The following is a 25,624-nucleotide window of genomic DNA, read 5'->3' on the forward strand; positions in this document are numbered from 1 at the left end:
AATGGCGCCCACGAGAAGATTCGAACTTCTGACCCCCGCCTTAGAAGGGCGGTGCTCTATCCACTGAGCTACGTGGGCATAACATTTACCATAAGTAATCTTAACTTGTTTGATTAAAAAATGCAATTATTAATTGGTTACTTTTCAATAAAAAAATAATATTATTATATTTGCTAAATTGTAAAGGTAAGTGCAACTAAATTATTTTTCTATCCAAATATTCGATTGGTGAAAGATAATTTAGTATTTTTCTCGGTCTTTGATTTAAAGACAATATAAATTTATGAACTTCATTTTTATTAGTTTTTGAAAAAATAAATTTTTTAGGAAATTTTTCTCTAATTAAACCATTAGTATTTTCATTAGTACCTCTTTGTCAAGGTGAATATGGATTGGCAAAATAAATTTTTACATCTAAATTTTTTTCAAGTTGTTGTCAATTTGAAAATTCTTTGCCACGATCAAAAGTAATAGTTTTAACAATGTTTTTAGGAAGAATTGATAAATAATAACTGACATTTTTATTAATAACTTTAGTAGTTCTGTTTTTAACTAATATTGCTAAAGTAAATCGCGATACTCTTTCAACTAAAGTTATTAAACATGATTTGCTTTTACCTCGTGATGATACTATAGTATCTCCTTCTCAATGACCAAGTGTTATACGATCATTAACATTTATATCTCGTTCTTTAATTGATTTACCATTAAACTTGCCACGATTTTCTTTAGATTTTCGTTTTTTACCTTTTCTTCTTAAATTTTTACTAGTAACTTTATCAAGCATTCCAAAATAAATTCAAGTATAAATTGTTTTAAAACTAATAACTCACTCTTTATGAAAATTTTTAATTCTGCCATAAATTTGGGGAGCGTACCGAAGATGTCGATAAATAAAAATTTTTAAAAATAACTCCTTTCTTTTTTAAACTATTAAATTAAAAAATAAATGACAAAAGACGAGAATAAAATTCTTGTCTTTTTTTGTAATTGTAAAATTTTAAAATTTTTAATAACCGTCTTTAGCACTATTATCAACACGTGTTAGGGAAATAAAAAAGTGAACTACAACATAGTTGTTAAAAATAGTAGCTAGCATGTGGACTTGCATGGATAAATAAAAAGTGGAGTGATACCTAATAAAATATACTAACCAGAAATGGTAATTCTTGGGGTGGGAGCGAATTGGAAACTAGTATATATAGACCCGGAGTGGGGACCAACTATTATTCTTTATTTAACCAACCTTGCCACTACCAAGTGAGCAAGTGTTGGTTTTATTTTTTATTTTTTTTTGAAAAATTTTTGGGCGAGAAAATAAATTTCAAACTTGTAAAAAAAATTGAGCGGGACCGGTTCAATTAAAATATTAATTTGCTAAACGCAAATTAAATAAATATTGAATCGAATGCCTCAATGTTTTTTAAAATTTCACAATTTATTTTTGAGCCCAGAATTGCTGGAATGAATAAAACAAATAGTAGTATTATTAATAATCTAAGAATAAAAATATATGTTCTTTATGCTAGAAGCAACAGAACATATTAGGAAAGGATTATTATGCAAATAGAATTTAAAAAAGAACAAATTGTTAAAGATAAACCACCATCTATTCTTATTGATTATGTTGAATATAAATTATCTCTTCCAAAATGAATGATTAAAAATAATTCTTTTATTGTTGATAACAGTTGCACATATTGAGTTTTTAATTTAGAAAATATTAAAAAAGAATTAAGTGGTAATGAATTAATAAAGTTATTAGAACCATATATTAAAGACCAAAAAATAACTGTTAATAAACCAACTGCTCCAAAATAATATTATCTTAATGATATAAAACTTGAACAATTAACATTTTATGAACAGCATAATAGTTGATTTATGGGTGAAATAACAGATAACAAAACTAAAATTACTAATCCTTGTTTTAAATATAACATTACGTGAGAAGAAAACAGAAAAGGTTTTAAAATAAATAATCCATATAAACATGATGATTTACCAATTAATTATATAGTTACTTCTTATAAGGAAATTTCAACTCATAATGAAAAAGTATTTTTGTTGAACATGTAAACAAAATAAATTAGATTATTTATTCTTTAATACTAATGATATAAAAACAAGAAAATATTTTTTAAGAGATAAAAATAGTAAAGCAATTTGTTATGACTGTATTTTAAATATTAGGTTAAGTAGGAGGTATAAATATGAATAAAGAAAAAATACTTGAATATCTTAAAGATGAATGAGAATGAAATAAAGAAATGAGAGACGATGAAAAAGTAACTAAACTTTGAAAAAGTTGTTTTAATGGAAGATTAAATCTTATATCTCAATTAAATCAAAAAATTAAAAATGGTGAATTTGATTAATAATGCAATATGACTTAATTATTGGGATTGACCCCGCTGGTATTGGTAATAATGGAATTGTTATATATTCAAATGAAACAAATAGGATTATTTATACAGAAACATTCAACACAACACATGTTTTTGAAAGTAAAAATCGTTATAAAAGAATATTATCAATAATCAAAGAACAATTTTTTGAAAACAAAATATTAGTTATTGTAGAAAATTTCTTTTTAAGTTCAAAACAATTATTAACTAATCCATTAGCAACTCCTAAAATTATTGGTTCATTAATGGTATTAGTACAAGATGTTTTCAACTGAGATTATCTAGAAAACCAACCAAAAAATAAAAATAAAATAACAAATTATAAAGGAAATATAAAATTAACAAAACATGAACAAGATGCATATAAACACATTCAATACTATTTAAGGAATTATAAAAATGAAAGATAAAGCCAATTATGTCAAATTAACAGTAAAACTAAGTAACACTATTGAAGCAAAATATTACGAAAAAGGTAATAAAGAATTATATTATAGTGTTCGTGGTCAATGAAATGGTTTAAACTATGTTACTTTAATTTTTAATAATCCAAAATTTTATAACCGATGTATTTTATTAAACAAAAACGATGAAATTATTGTCACTGGTCAAATTTTTAATACTTTAAACATTCCTAAAATCGTGTATTTTGTTCAATTAATGTTAAATGATTTAAAAAATGAAAAGAGTAAAAAATGATATGATGAGAAATTTTATTAATAGCACCAATATTAATAACAAGTATAACACTAATAATATTTTTAATATTTATTATTAAAGAATTAAAAAATGAATATAAAGTATTAAAAATATTAAGTGAAATTGCTAATCAAATTGAAAATAAGGAGAATAAATAATGAAATGTTTTCTTTGCATGCATGGAGAAATATATTCTCCAAAAACCTTGTATAAAATAAAAAAATTGAAAAAAATAATTTACCAAGATAGAGATATTGATAGTGAAGATTTTAAGAAAAGATATGAATATCTTTTAAAAAAATTAGGTGATGGTGATAATCAAATTATTTCAATAAATTTCTTAATAAAGCAAGAAAGAAATAATAGAAAGGAGAATAAATAATGAATAAAGAAGTATGTTGTGAAGATTGTTGTGTATGTGATAAAAAACATGATTTATTTACTTGCGAAAAAAACTGCTGAGAAATGTATGTGAACATTGTTATCAAGGTGATAAAGAACATAGAAATAAAGTTGATGAAATTAATAAATCAAGACATAAAAATTGTATTAATAAAGAAAGATTTATGCAATATCTTAAAAACACATATCGCTTAAACGGATATTATGAAGAAGTTTATAAACCAATTAAAACCAGAATTAAAGACCGGTGATTTGATAATGACTAATTATTTACTTTCAATTGACCCAAGTATTAAAAATACTGGATTTACTTTATGAAAAAAAGTTTATTTACATGATAAATATGATTTTTGAAATTGAAAACCAATATTTGTTAAAAGTTATAATTTAAAAGAATATGATGGACAAAGAAAATTTTATTGAGATATAAAAGTTAATGATAATGAATTGGATTTAATTATTGAACGTGGTACTTTTAATTCAAAAAATGGTATTGGTTATGAAACTCAAGAACATTTACGTGGTTTTATTGCAGGACAATTTAATAAATTATTAACAAAAGATATGTTAATAAGTCCAAGTGAATGAAAGAAATGATATGAACGTTATGACCCACCTATTTTTTGATTAAGACCTTGAGATAAAGAACTAAGTATATATGTTGCTGAAGAAATTATTAAAGAAATAATTGAAATATAAAAATATCAAATCATGATGAAGCAGATAGTTTATTAATTGGTTGATATTATTTAAATAAGGAGAATAAATAATGAATAAAGAAAAATTACTTAAATATATGAAAGATATAATTAAATGAACTAAAAAAATTAATTATACAAACTCTGATTTGGACAAAAATATTTTAAATTTATTAATTGAAAAAATAGAAAAAGGTGAATTTGATAATGACTAAATTAACAGATTTATTTGGTCAAGATAAAATAGAAATATTTTCACCAAATCCCAAAGATTTAACAGATAGTAATGATATAAAAGCAATTATTTTATGAAAATATCCTAATGTTATTGCTGAATATTTAGTTGTTTCTCAACCACATGCAAATACTGCTATTTTAGTTGGTGATAACGTTCACTATACAGGTTGAGTTGAAGTGTTTATTAAACCAAAAAATGAAGGAGTAAATGAAAATGCCAAATGACACGAATGTACAATCAAATAACTATACTTTATTAAAAATAATAAGAATTGGAATAAGTCCATTATCAGCAATGATTGGTACAAGTGCTTATTATGGTCAAATTATTGGTAATCCAGTATTAGGAAGTATTAATGCTTTATTATTTAGTAAAAAGTTAGGAATTGATATATGAAACTTAAATCAAATGCCAAGTACTAAAAAGAAAATATTAAATTCAAGTAAAAAAAATATTATTAGGTTTAGGAACTATTGGTTTAATTAATTATGCAAAATTTACAAAAATCAATCCTAATCCTGAACCACCACCTTGATTAACAACTACTACCACAGAAACACCACCATGACCATTATTATTAACTAATGATAATAAACAACAAATGGATTGAGATACATATATTAGTTTAAGTACTTATGGTATATCAAATCTAATTGGTGGGTTAAGTGAACTAATACCTAATAGATTTGAAGTAATAAGAAAAATATGTAATATGGCAACTAGTGGATGTCTAATTTCAAGTGGTGTAGCTATGGGTATAAATAATGATTTTAATAATGCTTATGCAGTACCAACAATAGTTGCTGGTGCAAGTGAAATTATACATAATTTATTACCTATGGAAACTACAAATTATAATCAAGAAATGCAAGAAACATCATTTACAAATGAAACAAGAAGATTAATTAATAGTGATGCTATTAGTAATAATAGTGGAAGTAGTGATGTTTTATATGAAAGACCAACTACATATGATAGTTTATAAAGGAGATGATAACTAATGAATAAAGAAAAATTGATTGAATATTATAACAATGAAATTCAGACATATAAAGAAAGAATGGAACAATTAAATAAAGAAATATCTTTATTGGTAACTATTATAAGTAATTCAAAATCAATGATTGAAAGAATTAATAATGGTCAATTTGACGAATAATTAAAAATAAATAATTGAAAGGAAATAATTGAAAATGAAAGAATTTTTACATGAATTAATTATTATTGGAACAAGTGTAGGAACATTCATTTGTAGAGAATTAATTGTTTGATTGAAAAGATTTATTACAACTCCAAAACATATTAGAAGAAATAATAAAGTGATGAAACATCAAAAAAAATTAGCAAAACTTAATGAAAAAATTAATGGAAAAGAAAATAAATAATAAAGGTGTGATTTAAATGTTAGAAAATGAAACTAATGTTGAACAAAATACTGAACCTTTAATTGAAAATAATAATTTACAACAAGAGCAAGAAATTAAGATTGTTGAATTAGAAAATAAGTTAAATAAACTTAATCAAGAAATTAAAGAAAAAGAAATAATTAATATATTTAAAAAATATCAAGTTAAAAAAGAATTTTATGAATTTTTAAAATTTAAAACAAGTAATATAGAAAATTCAAAAATTGAAGAAACTATTAAAAAAATGATTAAAGAACAACCACTATTTAAAGAACCAATTAATACAGGTGGTAAACAAGAAACAATATTAACAAATCAAGAAACTTCAATAAAAAGTAGTTTATTAGATTATAAAAAGAAAAATAATTTATAAAAGAAAGGAAAATTTAAAATGCCAAATCCAGTGCCATTTAAACAAAATTTAGATAATACTACAAAATTAGTAGAAACACCTGAATTTATAGAATTTTATAAACAATCAAATAGTCCATGAGCAAGTTTTTTTCCAATTGAAATGGTTAATTCTACAAAAATTGAATTTATAGTTAAAAAACCAAAAGACCCAACATTCAAAATACTTCATTGAAATGATAAAAGTAAAGGATTAGAAGTTGGTTATGTTGATACTGATAAAATTATTAAAGAAATTACAAAAGAAGCTAGTACAGGAGAAATGATTGGTGAAGTTGATTTATTTGCAGATAATGGGCAAAATTTACTAGAAAGTATGCAATATGAAGTTGCTAATGATTTAGCAGATTATTTAGCAAATAATGATACAAATACAATTGCTAAATCTGCCAAAAAAGTAATCATTACTGATACAACACCAGTAGGATATTTAAAATCAATGTTATCAGCATGAAATACTTTATTTCAATTAAGAAATAGTAATAATTGTAAATTTTTTATAACAAATAGTCTTTATGATACTTTAGTTTATTTAGCAGATAATAAAGGTTTAATTACTGATAATCAACTAGCACAACAATTAAGATTAAATGGAACAAATTTATATATTAAAGGTGTATTATGTCAAATTGTTATGGATGATTATATGACATTTAAAAATACTGAAAATAAAAATCAAATTATGAATTTTGTTTTAGCAACACCAAAAGCAATGAAAAGATATATGTTACAACAAACTAGTATATATGTTGAAGATATTAAAGATGGTAAAGTTCCAAAAAGATATTTAGTTGGTGGACAAGTAACAGGAGAATCTATTCCTTATATGTCAAACTCAGAAACAGAATCAAGATGAATGTTATGTGGTATTGTTAATAAAAAATATTTAAGTGAAGAAATTACAACATTAACAACTAATATTACTGCTGATACTACTAAAAAGAATAAATTATTAGATACAACAATTAAAAATACAACTGAACTAAATAATTTAAATCCAAATTTAACAACTCCAATTATTAATTATTTTAGTGATGCCCAAGGTCAAGTGGATGTAAGTAATCAAAACCAAAAAGCAGGAGATTTATATGTAGTAATCACTACTAATGACACTGATAAAAATTATCAAGGTTCAACAAATCCTATAAAAATAACTCTTAAATAAGGATAATTATTATGCCAATTGGTACAACTAGTACAGCAATACTTTTAAACATAAATAAACCAAAACATACTAGAACAAGTCAACAACAAGAACATAAAAGTTGATGATGAGAAATTTTAGAAATGATTGGTGTACAAGTAATAGCAGTAGCACTTGCTCCTTTTACTGGTGGATTAAGTGAAAGTTTAGCACTTGGTTTAGGTGCAAGTGATTTACTTGCTAGTATTAGTGCTGTTGGTGTAGAGTTTTTAACTGATTTTACTATTAATCAAGTTTATGATTATTTAAAAGGAAATGTTACACCATTAAATACTTTTTTTAATATATTACCTGCATTTGCTGGACTTAATAGAATTAGTCGTGGTTATCGTACAACTAAATTTATTAGTTTAGCAGAAAAAACTAAAACATTAGAACAAATTGGCATTAAAAAAGCAAAAAATTTACAAGAAATCATTAGTCAAGTAAGTGGAAAAGAAATTTTAACAGATAAAATTATTGGAAATAAACGTTATTTATTTAATTATAACCATGCTCCAAATCGCGAAACAATAATACAAAATTTAGGTTTTGTTGCTGAAAGACAATATAAAAATAATTTTGCAAAATTAGAAGTACAAGAATTAAAAAATTATTTATTATTACAAAATGAATTAATAAAGTTAAGTCCACAGTTAACTCCTAAATTTAAAATTAAAGATATTGATAAAGCAAACAATTTTTTACAAAAATATAATACTGATTTAAAAGAAGTATTAAAAATGAACCAACATGACTGATTAAATTTAGTTCATACAATACATGCAGAAAATAGATATGGAAAATCTTTAATTTTAGATTTACAAAAAATTCGTGCTAATGCAATTAAATTTAATTTTAAAAATAGTTCAATTCATAAATTAGTATTAAAAGCAAATCAAACTTTTAAATATTTTGATATTAAATTTTATTTTAAAAAAGGTTTAAATAAATTTTGAAAAGATACTTCATATTTTGAAAAAATAAGAATAAATATTTATAAATTACAAGAGAAATTCGAAAAATTAGAAAAACAAGCATTTGAAAAAATTAATAAATTAAAAGAAAAAACAATTGATGTATTTACAAGTGCTGAAAAGAAAGCAATTAAACATGCACAATTAATTCCATTAAATTCACCAGTATTTATGGCTTGTAAAATTCAACCTTTATCATTAGATAAATGTGGAATTACTATTTATCATCGTAATCCTAAATATAAACCAATTGTAGTTATTGATAGTATTATCAAAGCAGAAACTTTTGTTATTCAAATACATCCATTTCATTGATATAGATGATATAGCGGTTGATATATTGGATATGGAGTTAGTCAAAATAAATGATTAAAAAGTATTGCTTTTGCTCTACCAGTTGTACAACAAATGATTAAAGATAGTTTTAAAATTTATAGGCAAATATTAAGGACAATTAGAACTTATCATAAAGTAGTTAATGTTATTAATAATCCTATTGATAATGTCAATAAATCATTTAAAAGGGTGGGTTTAAAATTATCAGTTAATACTGTATTTGGTACTGGATTGTTAAGACATTTAGAAAAATTTGCATATAATCAAGTTGTAAAAAAAGGAAATAAAAAATTACAAAAAGAAATTATACATATATCACATAGAAAAACTAAATCAAAAACCAAACGTTATAAAAAAGCATTTTTTAAGGAATGATAAAATATGATTAATAAACTTTGAACTGGTGTCAGTTTAGAAAATTATAATAACTGATATCCATTAACTGGAACAATTACAGAAACACCACGACAATATATAAATACATGACCAAATGTTGATGATTGATTTAAAACATTTGCTATTCGTGCTCAAAATGATATTAATGCTTATCTTGATTTTATTTTATCTAAATTTCCTTTTGATAGTTTTAAAGATGAATTAATTAAAGAAACTTTAAGAGATATGGTTTATGTTATGGTTGAACATTGAGTATTTAATCGTACACCAATTGAATTTAATGTTGATGCTACTATTCAATTTAATAATGGTAATCAATTTAGTGCAAGTAGTACTCCTACGATTAATATTTGAGATTTAGCACCTAGTAGAATGAAAATATGAGCAAGATTAACAGAATTAAAACAAATATTTTCAAATTATAATAATGATGAAATAGATGTTGAAAAAATTGACTTAAAAGCATTTTATACTAGAAACCAAGTTAATGAATTAATTCAAGAACAAAAAGAATTTACATTATCAAAGCAAATAAAATTATATGATGATACCATTAATGGTAATAAAAATGAAACATATAGGGGACCAGTTACAAATTTAATAAATAAAGGTTATGTTGCAACAGAATATGACTCAAAAACTGAAACTATGATTTTAGATTGACCTAATGAAATTGGAACATTACCACCTGATGTTTTACAAAACAATCCACAAATTGGTGATTATACACATGCACCAACTTGTGATTTTTCTGCTAAACAACAAAAACGAATTACTACAAATGAAAATGAAATTACCAAATTAAATAGTGAATTAATTAAAACAAACGAAAATATTAATGATGTTAAAAATAATTGATTTAATATTGAAACTAGTCCCTTATGAAAAAAAGTTGAAAATAATAATATAGAAATATTTAAATGCTATTTTATTAAAATCAGTTATCAATATTCAACAGAAAATAACTTTATGAAATTTTATAAAGTAATTAAAATTTATTTAAATAATGTTTTTAACGAATTTGAATTGTTAAATGTTGATTCCATGACTTATGGAGAACAAATACAAAATAAAAATATTTTAAATATTGGAACTATTTACTATAACAATAAAAAGAAACAATTTAGTGGTGGTGGTAATTCTTATCCTGAACTTGGAAAAATTAATTTAATTGGTGATATAGAAGAAATATATCAATATCAAGGAATAGATACACCAACTGAATTTATAGCAGAAGAAAATACTGAACATGATTATTATACAAAACTAGAAACAAATCAATTATTAGATAAAAAACAAGATAAGTTAATTGCTGGTGAAAATATTAAAATTGATGAAAATAATAAAATTAGTGCTACTTGCGGGAAAACTGATTTAACTGATTATTATAAAAAAGAAGAAGTAGATAAAAAATTAGACAATAAAATGGATAAAGACCAATTCAAATATGCTTTTTCTATAAATACTATTGGTACTGAAATTCCTAATTTAGAAACTACTGATAAAACTGTTGCTGGTGCTATTAATGAAATTATCAAAAAACAACCACAACCAATTCCAATTCCTCCAAGTAGTTCAATTTGAAAAGAAGTAGGAATAAGAGAAAAAAATAAATGAGATAATTGACAAATTACTTATGATTTTATAGTTAATAAAAGATATAAAGTTTATTATTCTTGAAATATATATAATAATGTTTTTGCAATTAAAGAATTTATTATAACTAATACAAAAATAGCAGGTGTACCAATAGAAGTTTTTAACAATAATACTAATGTCTTAGTTTTATCAGTACAACACTCAAAATTTATTACTATTTATTCTTTAAAAGGTAGCGATAAAGGTAATACATGAAAAGTAGAAGAATTACAGGAATAAAATTATGATTTGAAAAATTATAAAAATTATTTTAAGTTTAATTGGAGTTTTATTATCTTCTGCTGTTGCTGGTTTAATTATATTTATTATAGTAAAAATTGTCTTAAAAATTAATCAAATATTTTAGAAAGGAGAAAAAAATGAAACCTTTTTGACCAAGAAAAGATAAAACAAATATTAATAATAATGAAGAAAAATCTAAATTAATTTTTTTAGAAAATAAAAGTACACACACTTCTATTTTAAGTTATTTTGGTTTTAATGATTTTAATCATGAGACTTATTTTACTGATTTTGTTGCTGAAAATAATGCTAATTTATATAATGCTCCATTGGATATTAATAATGAAACTATTAAACAATATTTAATTAAACAAGAATTTTATAGAAAGAATTGAAATTCTATTTTTAAATTAAGCAAATTAGGAATTAGTGGTTATTTAATTTATATTGCTAATGATGATTTTTATTTTCAAGTAGTAGATATACAGCAAAGAATTTATGATATTACTGGTAAATTAATTCAATGTACTATTTTTTATGATAGTTATCAACAAAATGCACAAACAGTAAGATTATTTGAAGTTTATAAATTAAATAATGAACAAGTAACTATTAATCGTGCAATTTATAGTATTAGTGATAATAAAAAACAATTTCCTTTACCTTTTAAAGAATATAGTAATAATCCTAATTTAGAACAAGAACAAACATTAAATATTAATTATATTCCAATAGCAATTATGAGAAATAAAGCAAATGAGTTAGCAGATTGTAATAAAGTAATGGATAAAATTAAAGCATTAGATGTTATTTATGAACAAATTGTTTTAGATACTATTTTAAATTCACCAAAGTTTATTTTTGACCAAACTTATGGTAATGCTAAATCTACAATGGATGAAGCCGTAAGAACATTAGTTACTAACAACTATATTTGAAAAACTACTGGTGATAATAATGAAAAAAGTGAAAATATTAATATGACAAGTAGTAATTTTAAAGGTAAAAATTTAACTGATATATATGATTGAAATATTAATGAAATATTTAAACGTTGTGGTATTCATATACCAAGTCAAAAGAAATCAGCACAACAATCGGTTCCCGAAAGTACAGCGGTAAATATTTCAACTATTAATTATATTGAACAAAAATTATGACAATTTAATATTGATATTCTTAAATTTATTCAAATATTAGTACGTTTAGATAAAGATTTATTAAATAGTAAAACATTTAATATTAATGATGAACAAGAAATTAATAACTTAACAGTTAAATTAAAATTATTTAATCCAGAAAATAACCAATTAATAGGAGAAAACAATGGAAAACAACAACAAACCACAAACGAAGTTTCCACAGAAACAAACTAAACTTAATCAAGCAGAAATAGAAAATGATTATTTAATTGATAATATTCCTTATGATTTTACTAATATGATGAGTGCTACTAGTGACCCTGATATTAATAGAGCATACGATGAATTTAAAAAAAGAAAAATTTATATTTATGAAATTGAACGTTTATTTAAAAATAATGAAAATAATAGTTTAAGATTTTCAGCAAATACTATTAAAATAGGTTTTATTGATATTGATAAAGTATTAAAAACTACTGCTGTTGAAACATCTGATTTTACTATGCAATTAAATCAAAGAGCAAGTACTAATATTAATGACAATACAATTGAATATAGTATGACTAATATTAAAAATTTAATATTTCAAGAAATAAATTTATTAAATCAATTTAAGTTATATGCAGTTAGTATAAATGAACCATTAACTGAAAATAATATTGATAATTTATATATTATTAATAATTATTCAGAACCTTATCAAAATCCAAAAACTAGAAGTACTAAAAGTATTACTATTATTAAAATTAAAGACTTTAAAACAAGAGATGGTTATCCAATTATTATTAAATTACAAAAACCACTAGATAAAGACACCAAAGTTATTGGTTTAAAAATTAAAGCACCTAGAAGCATGATTTTTGGCAATATAAAGGTACTTGGTGAAGTCGACAATATGGAGGTATACCCAAAGTTATTTGTCAAAGATAAGATAGCATTTCCGCTATTATCAATGCCTATTGAAACTCAACCAAAAGTTAGAATATTACAACAATGATTTAGTGAACAAATATTACCTTGAAATTTAGCAAAACAATTTATAGGACAAGAAAAATCAGTTTTAGATTTAATTGCTATTGGTGGTGGTAGAGAAACAAGAAAAGAAATTATTAATAATGCAAGAGTAACTAATGATAAAATTGGTTATGATGTTTCTAAAAATTCAAAAGTATGACCATTATCTGATGAACTAGAATTAAAAGATAAAAAATTAGAGTCATGATTTTTAGTAAGTGACTATAATTTATTTATTTCTACAACAAATAAATTTCATGATGTTGAACTAGAAATAAAAGATAGACCACCAATTGATAGTTTACAAAAAGTATTATTAGATATGTTAACTTATACATATACTTATAATAGAAACTTTGATGGTGCATCATTAAGTAATGTTTTAAAAGAAATGAATGATTTAGATAAAATTCGTGCTAAGTTTGAAGGACAAAAACCAAATGAAGTTATTACTAATTTATTTAAACAATGAGAATTAGATTATCCTAACTATACAAATTTACCAAAAGTTAAAATATTAAAACAAATAGTTATAATGCTATCAAAAAATATTTATTCAACCATGTCTATTAATAACGGTTTAAATGATGACTATAAATTATTATTACCTTATTATTTTGAATTAAAATCAAATCCTATACATTCTACACCTGATAAGATTTGAGAATTTAAAGATATAAAAGTAGTATTAAAATCTGCATATTTTGATTTTACAGATATCAATAACATTAAACTAAAAAACAATGACATTAGTCAAAATGAATTATTGAAATTAGATGATAATCAATTTAACTGACTATCCATAACTAATGAATTAGAAAGCAATAATATACCATCATTAATTCCGGCAGATTGAACATTAGGTAATGGTGAATATGGAAAATATTTTACAAGATTAATTATTAATAAAAATAAAACCGAAAATGCTTTAAATTTATATGGTTCAAATAAATCACAATTATTTTCTAAATTAGAATTTTATAAAGAAGTTTTACAAATTGACAATAATAGTGAATTTGAATTACAAATTGAAAATCCAATTAATAACTTAAATCGAATTGAAGTTAGCGGACTATTTGGTGCTGGTAATTATGATTTAATTTTAGTAACAAATAAACAAGAAATAAATTTAAATAATATTAATTTATTTGATAAATATAATGAAAATATTTCTTATATAAATTTAGAAATTTAATTATCAAAATATCCATCTGGATAAATACCATCTCATTTTACTGCATCATCAGTTAATTTATTTGATGCTCAGTAAAGAGTAATTTTATGTTTATTACTTACTGGTCTTGCTCAAATAGTTGCCCCCCAGTGTGCTTCATGGTCGTAATCATAAAAATATGTTAATTGATTATTTTTATTATATGAAACTATTCCTAAGATTAAACCGGTAACACCAGTTATTACAGCAAATGATAATGATATTTTTTGAAAATTTGTTTTTATTCATATTTTCATAATAAATATCTCCTTTTTTCCTTGATTTTACTTTTAAATTGTACTATTTTTGATTATTTTTACAAGTATGCTTTTAAAAGCAAAATAACGCCTAAATTAAAGGTGTTTATTTTTTGATACCTATAATATTAATTGTATTGCGCTTATTTATTATATTGCAAATGTGAAGATACTTTTTTTTACAGTAGCATTATTTTTACCCCTAATTACATTTTTATATGGATATAATGCATAAAATAATGCATCATAAGGGTCTTGATACATATTTTTGTCAGGAATGTTAGTTTTGGTTTGGTCATAACGTAATTCTTCTAAACATTGAGTTGTTTTTGGTAAATCATCTTTATTTGCATAAAAGTTTCCATAACTCATAATATTTCTCATTCAAACTACTCTATTAGTTAATCCGGCTTCTTGATTTAAATTTGAAGCATGTTTAATAGCGGTTTGTGTTATTAAAATAGTATTGTGTTCATCAATTAATTTTTGATTTAATCAATCCATTGCTGTTCTTGCTTTATCATCATAAAAATAAATTGCTTGTTCAAAATTTTCAAAATTATCCATTAATCCTAAAATTTCATTAACATAAGCATTAATTTTTTCATTTTCATTTATAAAATCATTTGGAGTAACTACTAATTCACAAATAATATAAGCATCATAATAACCAGTATTATTATATTCTTTAAAACCAACTACCATAAATACAGTATGGTCTTTTGGTCCCGTAGCTCAATCAATACCAACACTATAAAAATCAAATTTATACATTTCTTTTTCTTGATTATAAAATTGTTTTAAATCATATGATTGTCAATATTTTACTGTTTTTTGAAATGGGAAAATTGTTGCATCGCTATCTAAAAATTCAAAACCATAATAAACAGTATTATATTCATCTGGATTACTTTTTTCCATTTCTAATAATGTTCTTTGTTGAATGTCAGGTAATTTATTTCAAAATGGTTGAATAGTAAATCTTAAAACAAATAAACCTAAACCACTAAACATATCTTTATTTTCATAATAAACTTTACCAACTTTTTTAAGATTTTTCATGACTTCATCATTTAATGGTAAAAATGGTGTACAGTATTTTAAATAAAATGGATGATATTTATCATAAGGATTACATGTAAAAGTAATGAAAAAACTTTTATAAAAATAACGAGTAATCTTTTGTCCAAAGGTAGAACTATATATATTTTTATCAATAAATGTTCAACTTCACTCTTTAATAGGTTTATTTGATACTTTAATACGATTACTTCTAAACATAGAGTTTTGTAAACGTTCATATCGATATGTTAATTGTTTTTCAGTTAATGTTTCTTTTTCTTCTGCCATAATAATTTCATCTGTTCTTGAACCTAAAAAACTTGACCCACCTGCTTCTTTTCCAAAAATCTTATTACCATTAGCATAACCAATAAAGTCAATTTGTTGATTACTTGGAAAGATAATACATCCCCCATCCTTAGTAATTTTTCATTTAATGCCATGTGGATTATTAGGTAATAAATTAATATTATATGTATCTAATAAAACTTGACAAACATTCATTAAAGCACCAATTGTAGTTTCACTATGAGTATTTTCATATCTTCTTACTTCTTGAACACTACTATCTCTAAAATTACAACATATAAATAAATCAAATGCTAAACAGTTTCAAGTTTTTCTTGTTCCACGTGCTGTTGGAACAAAACGATAAAAACAATTAGTAGTAAAATATTCTGCTCATTCATCACCAACAAATTCTTTAAAAATATCTCAACTAAAACCATAATTATTATCACTAAAATTAAGATTATATTTTTTATTTAATTGTCCATAACTACTAATAAAAGCCATATTTACTCCTTATTTTTAAAAAAAAATTAAACTTAAATTATTAACAAACAAAAATTAGAAAGGAACATTAAAAATGTTTATATTACCATTCGCAAATCATTTTGATTGAGACAAACATGATTTTAATCAAGATGAATTAAGTTTAAAACAAACAGAAGAATTATTTGCAAAAATAGATGATTATTTATGAAGTATATGTGATAAATCTGAATATAAATCATATAGATTTAGACAACGAAAATTAAAAGCAAAAAAAGGTTTATTAACTTATAAGCGACGTATTTGTACACATTATAACACAAAAACACAAAAAATGGAGTACGTATCATTATTAGATAATTATCTTGGTGTTAAAAAATATAGTAAACTTGCACCTAACGTTATTAAACAAATTTTAAAATATTTTGCTGATGGTAAAAAGTATCGTGATGTTTGTGATACTTTTATTGAATATTTAATAAGTAATAGTACAGTTTGTAGAACATATCAAAAATTTGAATTACCAAAAGCAAATATTCCCAAAATACCATTACAACCAAATCAAAATTTATATGTAAATATTGATGATGGTCATCGAAAATTTAAGTTTAATGAAAAACACAATACTAAAAATTGTAAAAAATGTTCGATGAGATTAATAGTAATGTGTACTGGTAAAAAGAAAAATGGAAAATTAATTAATAAAAGAGCTGTATGTAAAATAAGAGTTTCAAAAACAGAAATTGGTGCTGAAAAAACCGCAAAATTAATAGAAAAATATGGTAATTTATTTTTTGAAAACTTTGACCAAGCAAATTTAATAGTTTGTGGAGATAGTGCAAAATGAATTAGAAAAACTGCTACAATTTTAAATGCTAAATTTATTTTAGATAAATTTCATGCTTTTCATGTTTTATTTCTTGGTATAATGGCAGGAAGAAGAAAAAATCAAATTGCTAAATTACACTATCAAAATGCAATAAATTTATTTGCCAAAGGTCAATATTATGAATTAATTGATTTTTTACAATCATTAACTTTACAATATAAAAAATTAAAAGTTGGTTATTTTATTAATGCAAAAGATGGTGTATTAAACCAAGCATTAGTTGAAAATATTGGTTGCTTTACTGAAACTAATATTAAACAAATTTTAAAGCATATGATTGGTGATAGAACTTATAACATTGATATGTATACAAAAATGGTTAATTTTAAATGTTATCAAATAAATACAATTATCCAGTTATTATAAATTAAAACTTAAATTTGCTGAATTATACTTGTAAGTGCAAGTAAATAAAATTGCAAAAAATTCTCATATAAAAATTTCATAATGCTAAATTTAGTTTAGAAAAAAGTAAGGAGTTTTTATATGAGTTATAAACATCTTGGCATAGATGAAAGGATTTATATTGAGAATCAATTGAAATTTAAATTTAAAATTAGTGAAATAGCTAAAAATCTTAATCGAAGTATTAGTACTATTATTCGAGAAATTAATAGAAATAAAGATAATAATCATGATTTTTCATTAATTGCACAAAATAAAGCTGAAAATCGAAAACAATCACATATTAGTTTTCATAAGTTTAAAAATAAGAATTTAGTAAAATATGTACAACAAAAATTACTATTAGGTTGATCATCTGAACAAATTTATGGCAGAATTAAAAATTTTCATAAAGAGTGAGTTATTAGTTTTAAAACAATTTATACTTGAATTTATTTTGGAATGCTTGATAAAGTTACTAGTAAAAATTTAAGAAGAAAAGGTAAAAAACGAAAATCTAAAGAAAATCGTGGCAAGTTTAATGGTAAATCAATTAAAGAACGAGATATAAATGTTAATGATCGTATAACACTTGGTCATTGAGAAGGAGATACTATAGTATCATCACGAGGTAAAAGCAAATCATGTTTAATAACTTTAGTTGAAAGAGTATCACGATTTACTTTAGCAATATTAGTTAAAAACAGAACTACTAAAGTTATTAATAAAAATGTCAGTTATTATTTATCAATTCTTCCTAAAAACATTGTTAAAACTATTACTTTTGATCGTGGCAAAGAATTTTCAAATTGACAACAACTTGAAAAAAATTTAGATGTAAAAATTTATTTTGCCAATCCATATTCACCTTGACAAAGAGGTACTAATGAAAATACTAATGGTTTAATTAGAGAAAAATTTCCTAAAAAATTTATTTTTTCAAAAACTAATAAAAATGAAGTTCATAAATTTATATTGTCTTTAAATCAAAGACCGAGAAAAATACTAAATTATCTTTCACCAATCGAATATTTGGATAGAAAAATAATTTAGTTGCACTTACCTTTACAATTTAGCAAATAAATAAAAATAAAATAAAACTTATTAAAGAAAACTTTAATAAGAATTTTTGAGTTATAAAAGTAAGTATTATTGTTGACTAATATTTTTGAAGTGTTAAGATTAACTTACAATTGCATATTGAAGTCTAAATTATTCTCGTCTAAACTTATAATTTAAAGACAAATTTGAATATTATTGACAACATCGGTACGCTCCCTAAATTTGTTCAGATGATCAACCTAATAGTAATTTTTGTTGTACATATTTTACTAAATTCTTATTTTTAAACTTATGAAAACTAATATGTGATTGTTTTCGATTTTCAGCTTTATTTTGTGCAATTAATGAAAAATTTTAAAATTTTTAATAACCGTCTTTAGCACTATTATCAACACGTGTTAGGGAAATAAAAAAGTGAACTACAACATAGTTGTTAAAAATAGTAGCTAGCATGTGGACTTGCATGGATAAATAAAAAGTGGAGTGATACCTAATAAAATATACTAACCAGAAATGGTAATTCTTGGGGTGGGAGCGAATTGGAAACTAGTATATATAGACCCGGAGTGGGGACCAACTATTATTCTTTATTTAACCAACCTTGCCACTACCAAGTGAGCAAGTGTTGGTTTTATTTTTTATTTTTTTTTGAAAAATTTTTGGGCGAGAAAATAAATTTCAAACTTGTAAAAAAAATTGAGCGGGACCGGTTCAATTAAAATATTAATTTGCTAAACGCAAATTAAATAAATATTGAATCGAATGCCTCAATGTTTTTTAAAATTTCACAATTTATTTTTGAGCCCAGAATTGCTGGAATGAATAAAACAAATAGTAGTATTATTAATAATCTAAGAATAAAAATATATGTTCTTTATGCTAGAAGCAACAGAACATATTAGGAAAGGATTATTATGCAAATAGAATTTAAAAAAGAACAAATTGTTAAAGATAAACCACCATCTATTCTTATTGATTATGTTGAATATAAATTATCTCTTCCAAAATGAATGATTAAAAATAATTCTTTTATTGTTGATAACAGTTGCACATATTGAGTTTTTAATTTAGAAAATATTAAAAAAGAATTAAGTGGTAATGAATTAATAAAGTTATTAGAACCATATATTAAAGACCAAAAAATAACTGTTAATAAACCAACTGCTCCAAAATAATATTATCTTAATGATATAAAACTTGAACAATTAACATTTTATGAACAGCATAATAGTTGATTTATGGGTGAAATAACAGATAACAAAACTAAAATTACTAATCCTTGTTTTAAATATAACATTACGTGAGAAGAAAACAGAAAAGGTTTTAAAATAAATAATCCATATAAACATGATGATTTACCAATTAATTATATAGTTACTTCTTATAAGGAAATTTCAACTCATAATGAAAAAGTATTTTTGTTGAACATGTAAACAAAATAAATTAGATTATTTATTCTTTAATACTAATGATATAAAAACAAGAAAATATTTTTTAAGAGATAAAAATAGTAAAGCAATTTGTTATGACTGTATTTTAAATATTAGGTTAAGTAGGAGGTATAAATATGAATAAAGAAAAAATACTTGAATATCTTAAAGATGAATGAGAATGAAATAAAGAAATGAGAGACGATGAAAAAGTAACTAAACTTTGAAAAAGTTGTTTTAATGGAAGATTAAATCTTATATCTCAATTAAATCAAAAAATTAAAAATGGTGAATTTGATTAATAATGCAATATGACTTAATTATTGGGATTGACCCCGCTGGTATTGGTAATAATGGAATTGTTATATATTCAAATGAAACAAATAGGATTATTTATACAGAAACATTCAACACAACACATGTTTTTGAAAGTAAAAATCGTTATAAAAGAATATTATCAATAATCAAAGAACAATTTTTTGAAAACAAAATATTAGTTATTGTAGAAAATTTCTTTTTAAGTTCAAAACAATTATTAACTAATCCATTAGCAACTCCTAAAATTATTGGTTCATTAATGGTATTAGTACAAGATGTTTTCAACTGAGATTATCTAGAAAACCAACCAAAAAATAAAAATAAAATAACAAATTATAAAGGAAATATAAAATTAACAAAACATGAACAAGATGCATATAAACACATTCAATACTATTTAAGGAATTATAAAAATGAAAGATAAAGCCAATTATGTCAAATTAACAGTAAAACTAAGTAACACTATTGAAGCAAAATATTACGAAAAAGGTAATAAAGAATTATATTATAGTGTTCGTGGTCAATGAAATGGTTTAAACTATGTTACTTTAATTTTTAATAATCCAAAATTTTATAACCGATGTATTTTATTAAACAAAAACGATGAAATTATTGTCACTGGTCAAATTTTTAATACTTTAAACATTCCTAAAATCGTGTATTTTGTTCAATTAATGTTAAATGATTTAAAAAATGAAAAGAGTAAAAAATGATATGATGAGAAATTTTATTAATAGCACCAATATTAATAACAAGTATAACACTAATAATATTTTTAATATTTATTATTAAAGAATTAAAAAATGAATATAAAGTATTAAAAATATTAAGTGAAATTGCTAATCAAATTGAAAATAAGGAGAATAAATAATGAAATGTTTTCTTTGCATGCATGGAGAAATATATTCTCCAAAAACCTTGTATAAAATAAAAAAATTGAAAAAAATAATTTACCAAGATAGAGATATTGATAGTGAAGATTTTAAGAAAAGATATGAATATCTTTTAAAAAAATTAGGTGATGGTGATAATCAAATTATTTCAATAAATTTCTTAATAAAGCAAGAAAGAAATAATAGAAAGGAGAATAAATAATGAATAAAGAAGTATGTTGTGAAGATTGTTGTGTATGTGATAAAAAACATGATTTATTTACTTGCGAAAAAAACTGCTGAGAAATGTATGTGAACATTGTTATCAAGGTGATAAAGAACATAGAAATAAAGTTGATGAAATTAATAAATCAAGACATAAAAATTGTATTAATAAAGAAAGATTTATGCAATATCTTAAAAACACATATCGCTTAAACGGATATTATGAAGAAGTTTATAAACCAATTAAAACCAGAATTAAAGACCGGTGATTTGATAATGACTAATTATTTACTTTCAATTGACCCAAGTATTAAAAATACTGGATTTACTTTATGAAAAAAAGTTTATTTACATGATAAATATGATTTTTGAAATTGAAAACCAATATTTGTTAAAAGTTATAATTTAAAAGAATATGATGGACAAAGAAAATTTTATTGAGATATAAAAGTTAATGATAATGAATTGGATTTAATTATTGAACGTGGTACTTTTAATTCAAAAAATGGTATTGGTTATGAAACTCAAGAACATTTACGTGGTTTTATTGCAGGACAATTTAATAAATTATTAACAAAAGATATGTTAATAAGTCCAAGTGAATGAAAGAAATGATATGAACGTTATGACCCACCTATTTTTTGATTAAGACCTTGAGATAAAGAACTAAGTATATATGTTGCTGAAGAAATTATTAAAGAAATAATTGAAATATAAAAATATCAAATCATGATGAAGCAGATAGTTTATTAATTGGTTGATATTATTTAAATAAGGAGAATAAATAATGAATAAAGAAAAATTACTTAAATATATGAAAGATATAATTAAATGAACTAAAAAAATTAATTATACAAACTCTGATTTGGACAAAAATATTTTAAATTTATTAATTGAAAAAATAGAAAAAGGTGAATTTGATAATGACTAAATTAACAGATTTATTTGGTCAAGATAAAATAGAAATATTTTCACCAAATCCCAAAGATTTAACAGATAGTAATGATATAAAAGCAATTATTTTATGAAAATATCCTAATGTTATTGCTGAATATTTAGTTGTTTCTCAACCACATGCAAATACTGCTATTTTAGTTGGTGATAACGTTCACTATACAGGTTGAGTTGAAGTGTTTATTAAACCAAAAAATGAAGGAGTAAATGAAAATGCCAAATGACACGAATGTACAATCAAATAACTATACTTTATTAAAAATAATAAGAATTGGAATAAGTCCATTATCAGCAATGATTGGTACAAGTGCTTATTATGGTCAAATTATTGGTAATCCAGTATTAGGAAGTATTAATGCTTTATTATTTAGTAAAAAGTTAGGAATTGATATATGAAACTTAAATCAAATGCCAAGTACTAAAAAGAAAATATTAAATTCAAGTAAAAAAAATATTATTAGGTTTAGGAACTATTGGTTTAATTAATTATGCAAAATTTACAAAAATCAATCCTAATCCTGAACCACCACCTTGATTAACAACTACTACCACAGAAACACCACCATGACCATTATTATTAACTAATGATAATAAACAACAAATGGATTGAGATACATATATTAGTTTAAGTACTTATGGTATATCAAATCTAATTGGTGGGTTAAGTGAACTAATACCTAATAGATTTGAAGTAATAAGAAAAATATGTAATATGGCAACTAGTGGATGTCTAATTTCAAGTGGTGTAGCTATGGGTATAAATAATGATTTTAATAATGCTTATGCAGTACCAACAATAGTTGCTGGTGCAAGTGAAATTATACATAATTTATTACCTATGGAAACTACAAATTATAATCAAGAAATGCAAGAAACATCATTTACAAATGAAACAAGAAGATTAATTAATAGTGATGCTATTAGTAATAATAGTGGAAGTAGTGATGTTTTATATGAAAGACCAACTACATATGATAGTTTATAAAGGAGATGATAACTAATGAATAAAGAAAAATTGATTGAATATTATAACAATGAAATTCAGACATATAAAGAAAGAATGGAACAATTAAATAAAGAAATATCTTTATTGGTAACTATTATAAGTAATTCAAAATCAATGATTGAAAGAATTAATAATGGTCAATTTGACGAATAATTAAAAATAAATAATTGAAAGGAAATAATTGAAAATGAAAGAATTTTTACATGAATTAATTATTATTGGAACAAGTGTAGGAACATTCATTTGTAGAGAATTAATTGTTTGATTGAAAAGATTTATTACAACTCCAAAACATATTAGAAGAAATAATAAAGTGATGAAACATCAAAAAAAATTAGCAAAACTTAATGAAAAAATTAATGGAAAAGAAAATAAATAATAAAGGTGTGATTTAAATGTTAGAAAATGAAACTAATGTTGAACAAAATACTGAACCTTTAATTGAAAATAATAATTTACAACAAGAGCAAGAAATTAAGATTGTTGAATTAGAAAATAAGTTAAATAAACTTAATCAAGAAATTAAAGAAAAAGAAATAATTAATATATTTAAAAAATATCAAGTTAAAAAAGAATTTTATGAATTTTTAAAATTTAAAACAAGTAATATAGAAAATTCAAAAATTGAAGAAACTATTAAAAAAATGATTAAAGAACAACCACTATTTAAAGAACCAATTAATACAGGTGGTAAACAAGAAACAATATTAACAAATCAAGAAACTTCAATAAAAAGTAGTTTATTAGATTATAAAAAGAAAAATAATTTATAAAAGAAAGGAAAATTTAAAATGCCAAATCCAGTGCCATTTAAACAAAATTTAGATAATACTACAAAATTAGTAGAAACACCTGAATTTATAGAATTTTATAAACAATCAAATAGTCCATGAGCAAGTTTTTTTCCAATTGAAATGGTTAATTCTACAAAAATTGAATTTATAGTTAAAAAACCAAAAGACCCAACATTCAAAATACTTCATTGAAATGATAAAAGTAAAGGATTAGAAGTTGGTTATGTTGATACTGATAAAATTATTAAAGAAATTACAAAAGAAGCTAGTACAGGAGAAATGATTGGTGAAGTTGATTTATTTGCAGATAATGGGCAAAATTTACTAGAAAGTATGCAATATGAAGTTGCTAATGATTTAGCAGATTATTTAGCAAATAATGATACAAATACAATTGCTAAATCTGCCAAAAAAGTAATCATTACTGATACAACACCAGTAGGATATTTAAAATCAATGTTATCAGCATGAAATACTTTATTTCAATTAAGAAATAGTAATAATTGTAAATTTTTTATAACAAATAGTCTTTATGATACTTTAGTTTATTTAGCAGATAATAAAGGTTTAATTACTGATAATCAACTAGCACAACAATTAAGATTAAATGGAACAAATTTATATATTAAAGGTGTATTATGTCAAATTGTTATGGATGATTATATGACATTTAAAAATACTGAAAATAAAAATCAAATTATGAATTTTGTTTTAGCAACACCAAAAGCAATGAAAAGATATATGTTACAACAAACTAGTATATATGTTGAAGATATTAAAGATGGTAAAGTTCCAAAAAGATATTTAGTTGGTGGACAAGTAACAGGAGAATCTATTCCTTATATGTCAAACTCAGAAACAGAATCAAGATGAATGTTATGTGGTATTGTTAATAAAAAATATTTAAGTGAAGAAATTACAACATTAACAACTAATATTACTGCTGATACTACTAAAAAGAATAAATTATTAGATACAACAATTAAAAATACAACTGAACTAAATAATTTAAATCCAAATTTAACAACTCCAATTATTAATTATTTTAGTGATGCCCAAGGTCAAGTGGATGTAAGTAATCAAAACCAAAAAGCAGGAGATTTATATGTAGTAATCACTACTAATGACACTGATAAAAATTATCAAGGTTCAACAAATCCTATAAAAATAACTCTTAAATAAGGATAATTATT

General features: G+C 22.8%; 46 protein-coding genes and 1 tRNA gene. 43 read left to right on the forward strand and 4 right to left on the reverse strand.

Annotated elements, in window-relative coordinates:
* Positions 1 to 2: 2 nt before the first annotated feature.
* Both AAHM79_RS03935 and AAHM79_RS03940 read right to left on the reverse strand, forming a co-directional pair.
* Positions 3 to 78, reverse strand: a tRNA-Arg gene (locus AAHM79_RS03935).
* Between the two features lie 118 nt (positions 79 to 196).
* Entirely contained in the window at positions 197 to 913 is a 717-nt protein-coding gene (locus tag AAHM79_RS03940) for an IS30 family transposase (protein WP_342258236.1), read from the reverse strand.
* A gap of 503 nt (positions 914 to 1,416) precedes the next feature.
* Between AAHM79_RS03940 and AAHM79_RS03945 the strand changes: the two genes are divergently transcribed.
* From AAHM79_RS03945 to AAHM79_RS04055, 23 genes are all read left to right on the forward strand, one after another.
* Entirely contained in the window at positions 1,417 to 1,548 is a 132-nt protein-coding gene (locus AAHM79_RS03945; protein ID WP_338958910.1) for a hypothetical protein, read from the forward strand.
* Between the two features lie 12 nt (positions 1,549 to 1,560).
* A complete protein-coding gene (locus tag AAHM79_RS03950) occupies positions 1,561 to 1,821 on the forward strand; it encodes a hypothetical protein (protein WP_342257313.1) in 261 nt (86 codons plus the stop codon).
* A 63-nt stretch (positions 1,822 to 1,884) separates the two neighbouring features.
* On the forward strand, positions 1,885 to 2,079 hold the full coding sequence (locus AAHM79_RS03955; protein ID WP_342257314.1) for a hypothetical protein: 195 nt from the start codon (positions 1,885 to 1,887) through the stop codon (positions 2,077 to 2,079).
* Positions 2,080 to 2,213: 134 nt separating this feature from the next.
* Positions 2,214 to 2,378, forward strand: a complete 165-nt coding sequence (locus AAHM79_RS03960) for a hypothetical protein (protein WP_338957566.1) — start codon at positions 2,214 to 2,216, stop codon at positions 2,376 to 2,378.
* A gap of 2 nt (positions 2,379 to 2,380) precedes the next feature.
* Positions 2,381 to 2,818: a hypothetical protein gene (locus AAHM79_RS03965; protein WP_338957565.1), complete on the forward strand. Its 438-nt coding sequence runs from the start codon at positions 2,381 to 2,383 to the stop codon at positions 2,816 to 2,818.
* The gene (locus AAHM79_RS03970) at positions 2,808 to 3,128 is read left to right on the forward strand and encodes a hypothetical protein (protein ID WP_342257315.1); all 321 of its coding nucleotides are present in this window, start codon (positions 2,808 to 2,810) and stop codon (positions 3,126 to 3,128) included. The genes AAHM79_RS03965 and AAHM79_RS03970 overlap by 11 nt, the downstream gene beginning before the upstream one ends.
* Positions 3,104 to 3,265: a hypothetical protein gene (locus AAHM79_RS03975; protein WP_338957563.1), complete on the forward strand. Its 162-nt coding sequence runs from the start codon at positions 3,104 to 3,106 to the stop codon at positions 3,263 to 3,265. The genes AAHM79_RS03970 and AAHM79_RS03975 overlap by 25 nt, the downstream gene beginning before the upstream one ends.
* Before the next feature lie 17 nt (positions 3,266 to 3,282).
* A complete protein-coding gene (locus tag AAHM79_RS03980; RefSeq protein WP_342257224.1) occupies positions 3,283 to 3,489 on the forward strand; it encodes a hypothetical protein in 207 nt (68 codons plus the stop codon).
* A gap of 61 nt (positions 3,490 to 3,550) precedes the next feature.
* Positions 3,551 to 3,775, forward strand: coding sequence for a hypothetical protein (locus AAHM79_RS03985; RefSeq protein ID WP_342257317.1), 225 nt, complete (start codon positions 3,551 to 3,553; stop codon positions 3,773 to 3,775).
* Positions 3,714 to 4,208: a hypothetical protein gene (locus AAHM79_RS03990; protein WP_342257318.1), complete on the forward strand. Its 495-nt coding sequence runs from the start codon at positions 3,714 to 3,716 to the stop codon at positions 4,206 to 4,208. Before AAHM79_RS03985 ends, AAHM79_RS03990 begins: the two co-directional genes overlap by 62 nt.
* Before the next feature lie 70 nt (positions 4,209 to 4,278).
* Positions 4,279 to 4,422 carry a hypothetical protein gene (locus AAHM79_RS03995; RefSeq protein ID WP_338957559.1) on the forward strand — a complete coding sequence of 48 codons (144 nt, stop codon included), beginning with the start codon at positions 4,279 to 4,281 and terminating at the stop codon, positions 4,420 to 4,422.
* Entirely contained in the window at positions 4,415 to 4,690 is a 276-nt protein-coding gene (locus AAHM79_RS04000) for a hypothetical protein (protein ID WP_338957557.1), read from the forward strand. The genes AAHM79_RS03995 and AAHM79_RS04000 overlap by 8 nt, the downstream gene beginning before the upstream one ends.
* Positions 4,659 to 4,931, forward strand: a complete 273-nt coding sequence (locus AAHM79_RS04005; RefSeq protein WP_342257221.1) for a hypothetical protein — start codon at positions 4,659 to 4,661, stop codon at positions 4,929 to 4,931. The genes AAHM79_RS04000 and AAHM79_RS04005 overlap by 32 nt, the downstream gene beginning before the upstream one ends.
* Before the next feature lie 115 nt (positions 4,932 to 5,046).
* Positions 5,047 to 5,430, forward strand: coding sequence for a hypothetical protein (locus tag AAHM79_RS04010; RefSeq protein WP_342257220.1), 384 nt, complete (start codon positions 5,047 to 5,049; stop codon positions 5,428 to 5,430).
* Between the two features lie 15 nt (positions 5,431 to 5,445).
* Positions 5,446 to 5,604, forward strand: coding sequence for a hypothetical protein (locus AAHM79_RS04015; RefSeq protein WP_338957552.1), 159 nt, complete (start codon positions 5,446 to 5,448; stop codon positions 5,602 to 5,604).
* A gap of 34 nt (positions 5,605 to 5,638) precedes the next feature.
* Positions 5,639 to 5,830 carry a hypothetical protein gene (locus AAHM79_RS04020; RefSeq protein ID WP_342258182.1) on the forward strand — a complete coding sequence of 64 codons (192 nt, stop codon included), beginning with the start codon at positions 5,639 to 5,641 and terminating at the stop codon, positions 5,828 to 5,830.
* A 16-nt stretch (positions 5,831 to 5,846) separates the two neighbouring features.
* Positions 5,847 to 6,224 carry a hypothetical protein gene (locus tag AAHM79_RS04025; RefSeq protein ID WP_342257219.1) on the forward strand — a complete coding sequence of 126 codons (378 nt, stop codon included), beginning with the start codon at positions 5,847 to 5,849 and terminating at the stop codon, positions 6,222 to 6,224.
* An 18-nt stretch (positions 6,225 to 6,242) separates the two neighbouring features.
* Positions 6,243 to 7,427, forward strand: coding sequence for a hypothetical protein (locus AAHM79_RS04030; RefSeq protein WP_338958609.1), 1,185 nt, complete (start codon positions 6,243 to 6,245; stop codon positions 7,425 to 7,427).
* A gap of 11 nt (positions 7,428 to 7,438) precedes the next feature.
* Positions 7,439 to 9,136: a hypothetical protein gene (locus AAHM79_RS04035; protein ID WP_342257321.1), complete on the forward strand. Its 1,698-nt coding sequence runs from the start codon at positions 7,439 to 7,441 to the stop codon at positions 9,134 to 9,136.
* A 3-nt stretch (positions 9,137 to 9,139) separates the two neighbouring features.
* Complete coding sequence (locus AAHM79_RS04040; protein ID WP_342258183.1) at positions 9,140 to 11,032, forward strand: hypothetical protein; 1,893 nt, start codon at positions 9,140 to 9,142, stop codon at positions 11,030 to 11,032.
* 4 nt (positions 11,033 to 11,036) lie between these two features.
* The gene (locus AAHM79_RS04045) at positions 11,037 to 11,159 is read left to right on the forward strand and encodes a hypothetical protein (protein ID WP_338957828.1); all 123 of its coding nucleotides are present in this window, start codon (positions 11,037 to 11,039) and stop codon (positions 11,157 to 11,159) included.
* A 13-nt stretch (positions 11,160 to 11,172) separates the two neighbouring features.
* Positions 11,173 to 12,411 carry a hypothetical protein gene (locus tag AAHM79_RS04050; protein WP_342257210.1) on the forward strand — a complete coding sequence of 413 codons (1,239 nt, stop codon included), beginning with the start codon at positions 11,173 to 11,175 and terminating at the stop codon, positions 12,409 to 12,411.
* Positions 12,362 to 14,386: a hypothetical protein gene (locus AAHM79_RS04055; RefSeq protein WP_342257322.1), complete on the forward strand. Its 2,025-nt coding sequence runs from the start codon at positions 12,362 to 12,364 to the stop codon at positions 14,384 to 14,386. The genes AAHM79_RS04050 and AAHM79_RS04055 overlap by 50 nt, the downstream gene beginning before the upstream one ends.
* On the opposite strand, the gene AAHM79_RS04060 is transcribed toward AAHM79_RS04055, so the two are convergent.
* Both AAHM79_RS04060 and AAHM79_RS04065 read right to left on the reverse strand, forming a co-directional pair.
* Positions 14,383 to 14,661 (reverse strand): hypothetical protein, encoded by a 279-nt coding sequence (locus AAHM79_RS04060; RefSeq protein WP_342257212.1) that lies wholly within the window; start codon positions 14,659 to 14,661, stop codon positions 14,383 to 14,385. The two genes, AAHM79_RS04055 and AAHM79_RS04060, sit on opposite strands and share 4 nt — an antisense overlap.
* Positions 14,662 to 14,811: 150 nt before the next feature.
* Complete coding sequence (locus tag AAHM79_RS04065; RefSeq protein WP_338958622.1) at positions 14,812 to 16,518, reverse strand: hypothetical protein; 1,707 nt, start codon at positions 16,516 to 16,518, stop codon at positions 14,812 to 14,814.
* A 73-nt stretch (positions 16,519 to 16,591) separates the two neighbouring features.
* On the opposite strand from AAHM79_RS04065, the gene AAHM79_RS04070 reads away from it, so the two are divergent.
* From AAHM79_RS04070 to AAHM79_RS04165, 20 genes are all read left to right on the forward strand, one after another.
* Positions 16,592 to 17,752, forward strand: a complete 1,161-nt coding sequence (locus AAHM79_RS04070; protein ID WP_342258184.1) for an Mbov_0401 family ICE element transposase-like protein — start codon at positions 16,592 to 16,594, stop codon at positions 17,750 to 17,752.
* 120 nt (positions 17,753 to 17,872) lie between these two features.
* On the forward strand, positions 17,873 to 18,823 hold the full coding sequence (locus AAHM79_RS04075) for an IS30 family transposase (protein ID WP_342257214.1): 951 nt from the start codon (positions 17,873 to 17,875) through the stop codon (positions 18,821 to 18,823).
* Positions 18,824 to 19,602: 779 nt separating this feature from the next.
* The gene (locus AAHM79_RS04080) at positions 19,603 to 19,734 is read left to right on the forward strand and encodes a hypothetical protein (protein WP_338958910.1); all 132 of its coding nucleotides are present in this window, start codon (positions 19,603 to 19,605) and stop codon (positions 19,732 to 19,734) included.
* Between the two features lie 12 nt (positions 19,735 to 19,746).
* Positions 19,747 to 20,007 (forward strand): hypothetical protein, encoded by a 261-nt coding sequence (locus AAHM79_RS04085; protein ID WP_342257313.1) that lies wholly within the window; start codon positions 19,747 to 19,749, stop codon positions 20,005 to 20,007.
* A gap of 63 nt (positions 20,008 to 20,070) precedes the next feature.
* Entirely contained in the window at positions 20,071 to 20,265 is a 195-nt protein-coding gene (locus AAHM79_RS04090; protein WP_342257314.1) for a hypothetical protein, read from the forward strand.
* A gap of 134 nt (positions 20,266 to 20,399) precedes the next feature.
* Positions 20,400 to 20,564, forward strand: a complete 165-nt coding sequence (locus AAHM79_RS04095; RefSeq protein ID WP_338957566.1) for a hypothetical protein — start codon at positions 20,400 to 20,402, stop codon at positions 20,562 to 20,564.
* A 2-nt stretch (positions 20,565 to 20,566) separates the two neighbouring features.
* Complete coding sequence (locus tag AAHM79_RS04100; RefSeq protein WP_338957565.1) at positions 20,567 to 21,004, forward strand: hypothetical protein; 438 nt, start codon at positions 20,567 to 20,569, stop codon at positions 21,002 to 21,004.
* Positions 20,994 to 21,314 carry a hypothetical protein gene (locus AAHM79_RS04105; RefSeq protein ID WP_342257315.1) on the forward strand — a complete coding sequence of 107 codons (321 nt, stop codon included), beginning with the start codon at positions 20,994 to 20,996 and terminating at the stop codon, positions 21,312 to 21,314. The genes AAHM79_RS04100 and AAHM79_RS04105 overlap by 11 nt, the downstream gene beginning before the upstream one ends.
* Positions 21,290 to 21,451 carry a hypothetical protein gene (locus AAHM79_RS04110; RefSeq protein ID WP_338957563.1) on the forward strand — a complete coding sequence of 54 codons (162 nt, stop codon included), beginning with the start codon at positions 21,290 to 21,292 and terminating at the stop codon, positions 21,449 to 21,451. The genes AAHM79_RS04105 and AAHM79_RS04110 overlap by 25 nt, the downstream gene beginning before the upstream one ends.
* Positions 21,452 to 21,468: 17 nt before the next feature.
* Complete coding sequence (locus AAHM79_RS04115) at positions 21,469 to 21,675, forward strand: hypothetical protein (RefSeq protein ID WP_342257224.1); 207 nt, start codon at positions 21,469 to 21,471, stop codon at positions 21,673 to 21,675.
* Positions 21,676 to 21,736: 61 nt separating this feature from the next.
* On the forward strand, positions 21,737 to 21,961 hold the full coding sequence (locus AAHM79_RS04120; protein WP_342257317.1) for a hypothetical protein: 225 nt from the start codon (positions 21,737 to 21,739) through the stop codon (positions 21,959 to 21,961).
* Positions 21,900 to 22,394 carry a hypothetical protein gene (locus tag AAHM79_RS04125; RefSeq protein ID WP_342257318.1) on the forward strand — a complete coding sequence of 165 codons (495 nt, stop codon included), beginning with the start codon at positions 21,900 to 21,902 and terminating at the stop codon, positions 22,392 to 22,394. Before AAHM79_RS04120 ends, AAHM79_RS04125 begins: the two co-directional genes overlap by 62 nt.
* A gap of 70 nt (positions 22,395 to 22,464) precedes the next feature.
* Positions 22,465 to 22,608 (forward strand): hypothetical protein, encoded by a 144-nt coding sequence (locus AAHM79_RS04130; RefSeq protein ID WP_338957559.1) that lies wholly within the window; start codon positions 22,465 to 22,467, stop codon positions 22,606 to 22,608.
* Positions 22,601 to 22,876 (forward strand): hypothetical protein, encoded by a 276-nt coding sequence (locus AAHM79_RS04135; RefSeq protein ID WP_338957557.1) that lies wholly within the window; start codon positions 22,601 to 22,603, stop codon positions 22,874 to 22,876. The genes AAHM79_RS04130 and AAHM79_RS04135 overlap by 8 nt, the downstream gene beginning before the upstream one ends.
* Entirely contained in the window at positions 22,845 to 23,117 is a 273-nt protein-coding gene (locus AAHM79_RS04140) for a hypothetical protein (protein WP_342257221.1), read from the forward strand. Before AAHM79_RS04135 ends, AAHM79_RS04140 begins: the two co-directional genes overlap by 32 nt.
* A gap of 115 nt (positions 23,118 to 23,232) precedes the next feature.
* A complete protein-coding gene (locus AAHM79_RS04145; RefSeq protein ID WP_342257220.1) occupies positions 23,233 to 23,616 on the forward strand; it encodes a hypothetical protein in 384 nt (127 codons plus the stop codon).
* Positions 23,617 to 23,631: 15 nt separating this feature from the next.
* Positions 23,632 to 23,790: a hypothetical protein gene (locus AAHM79_RS04150; RefSeq protein ID WP_338957552.1), complete on the forward strand. Its 159-nt coding sequence runs from the start codon at positions 23,632 to 23,634 to the stop codon at positions 23,788 to 23,790.
* Positions 23,791 to 23,824: 34 nt separating this feature from the next.
* Entirely contained in the window at positions 23,825 to 24,016 is a 192-nt protein-coding gene (locus AAHM79_RS04155; RefSeq protein WP_342258182.1) for a hypothetical protein, read from the forward strand.
* A gap of 16 nt (positions 24,017 to 24,032) precedes the next feature.
* Positions 24,033 to 24,410: a hypothetical protein gene (locus AAHM79_RS04160; RefSeq protein ID WP_342257219.1), complete on the forward strand. Its 378-nt coding sequence runs from the start codon at positions 24,033 to 24,035 to the stop codon at positions 24,408 to 24,410.
* Positions 24,411 to 24,428: 18 nt separating this feature from the next.
* Positions 24,429 to 25,613 (forward strand): hypothetical protein, encoded by a 1,185-nt coding sequence (locus AAHM79_RS04165; protein WP_338958609.1) that lies wholly within the window; start codon positions 24,429 to 24,431, stop codon positions 25,611 to 25,613.
* Positions 25,614 to 25,624: the final 11 nt, after the last annotated feature.

This window comes from Spiroplasma endosymbiont of Nomada ruficornis (assembly GCF_964030795.1).
GTDB classification, from domain to species: domain Bacteria; phylum Bacillota_I; class Bacilli_A; order Mycoplasmatales; family VBWQ01; genus Spiroplasma_E; species Spiroplasma_E ixodetis_A.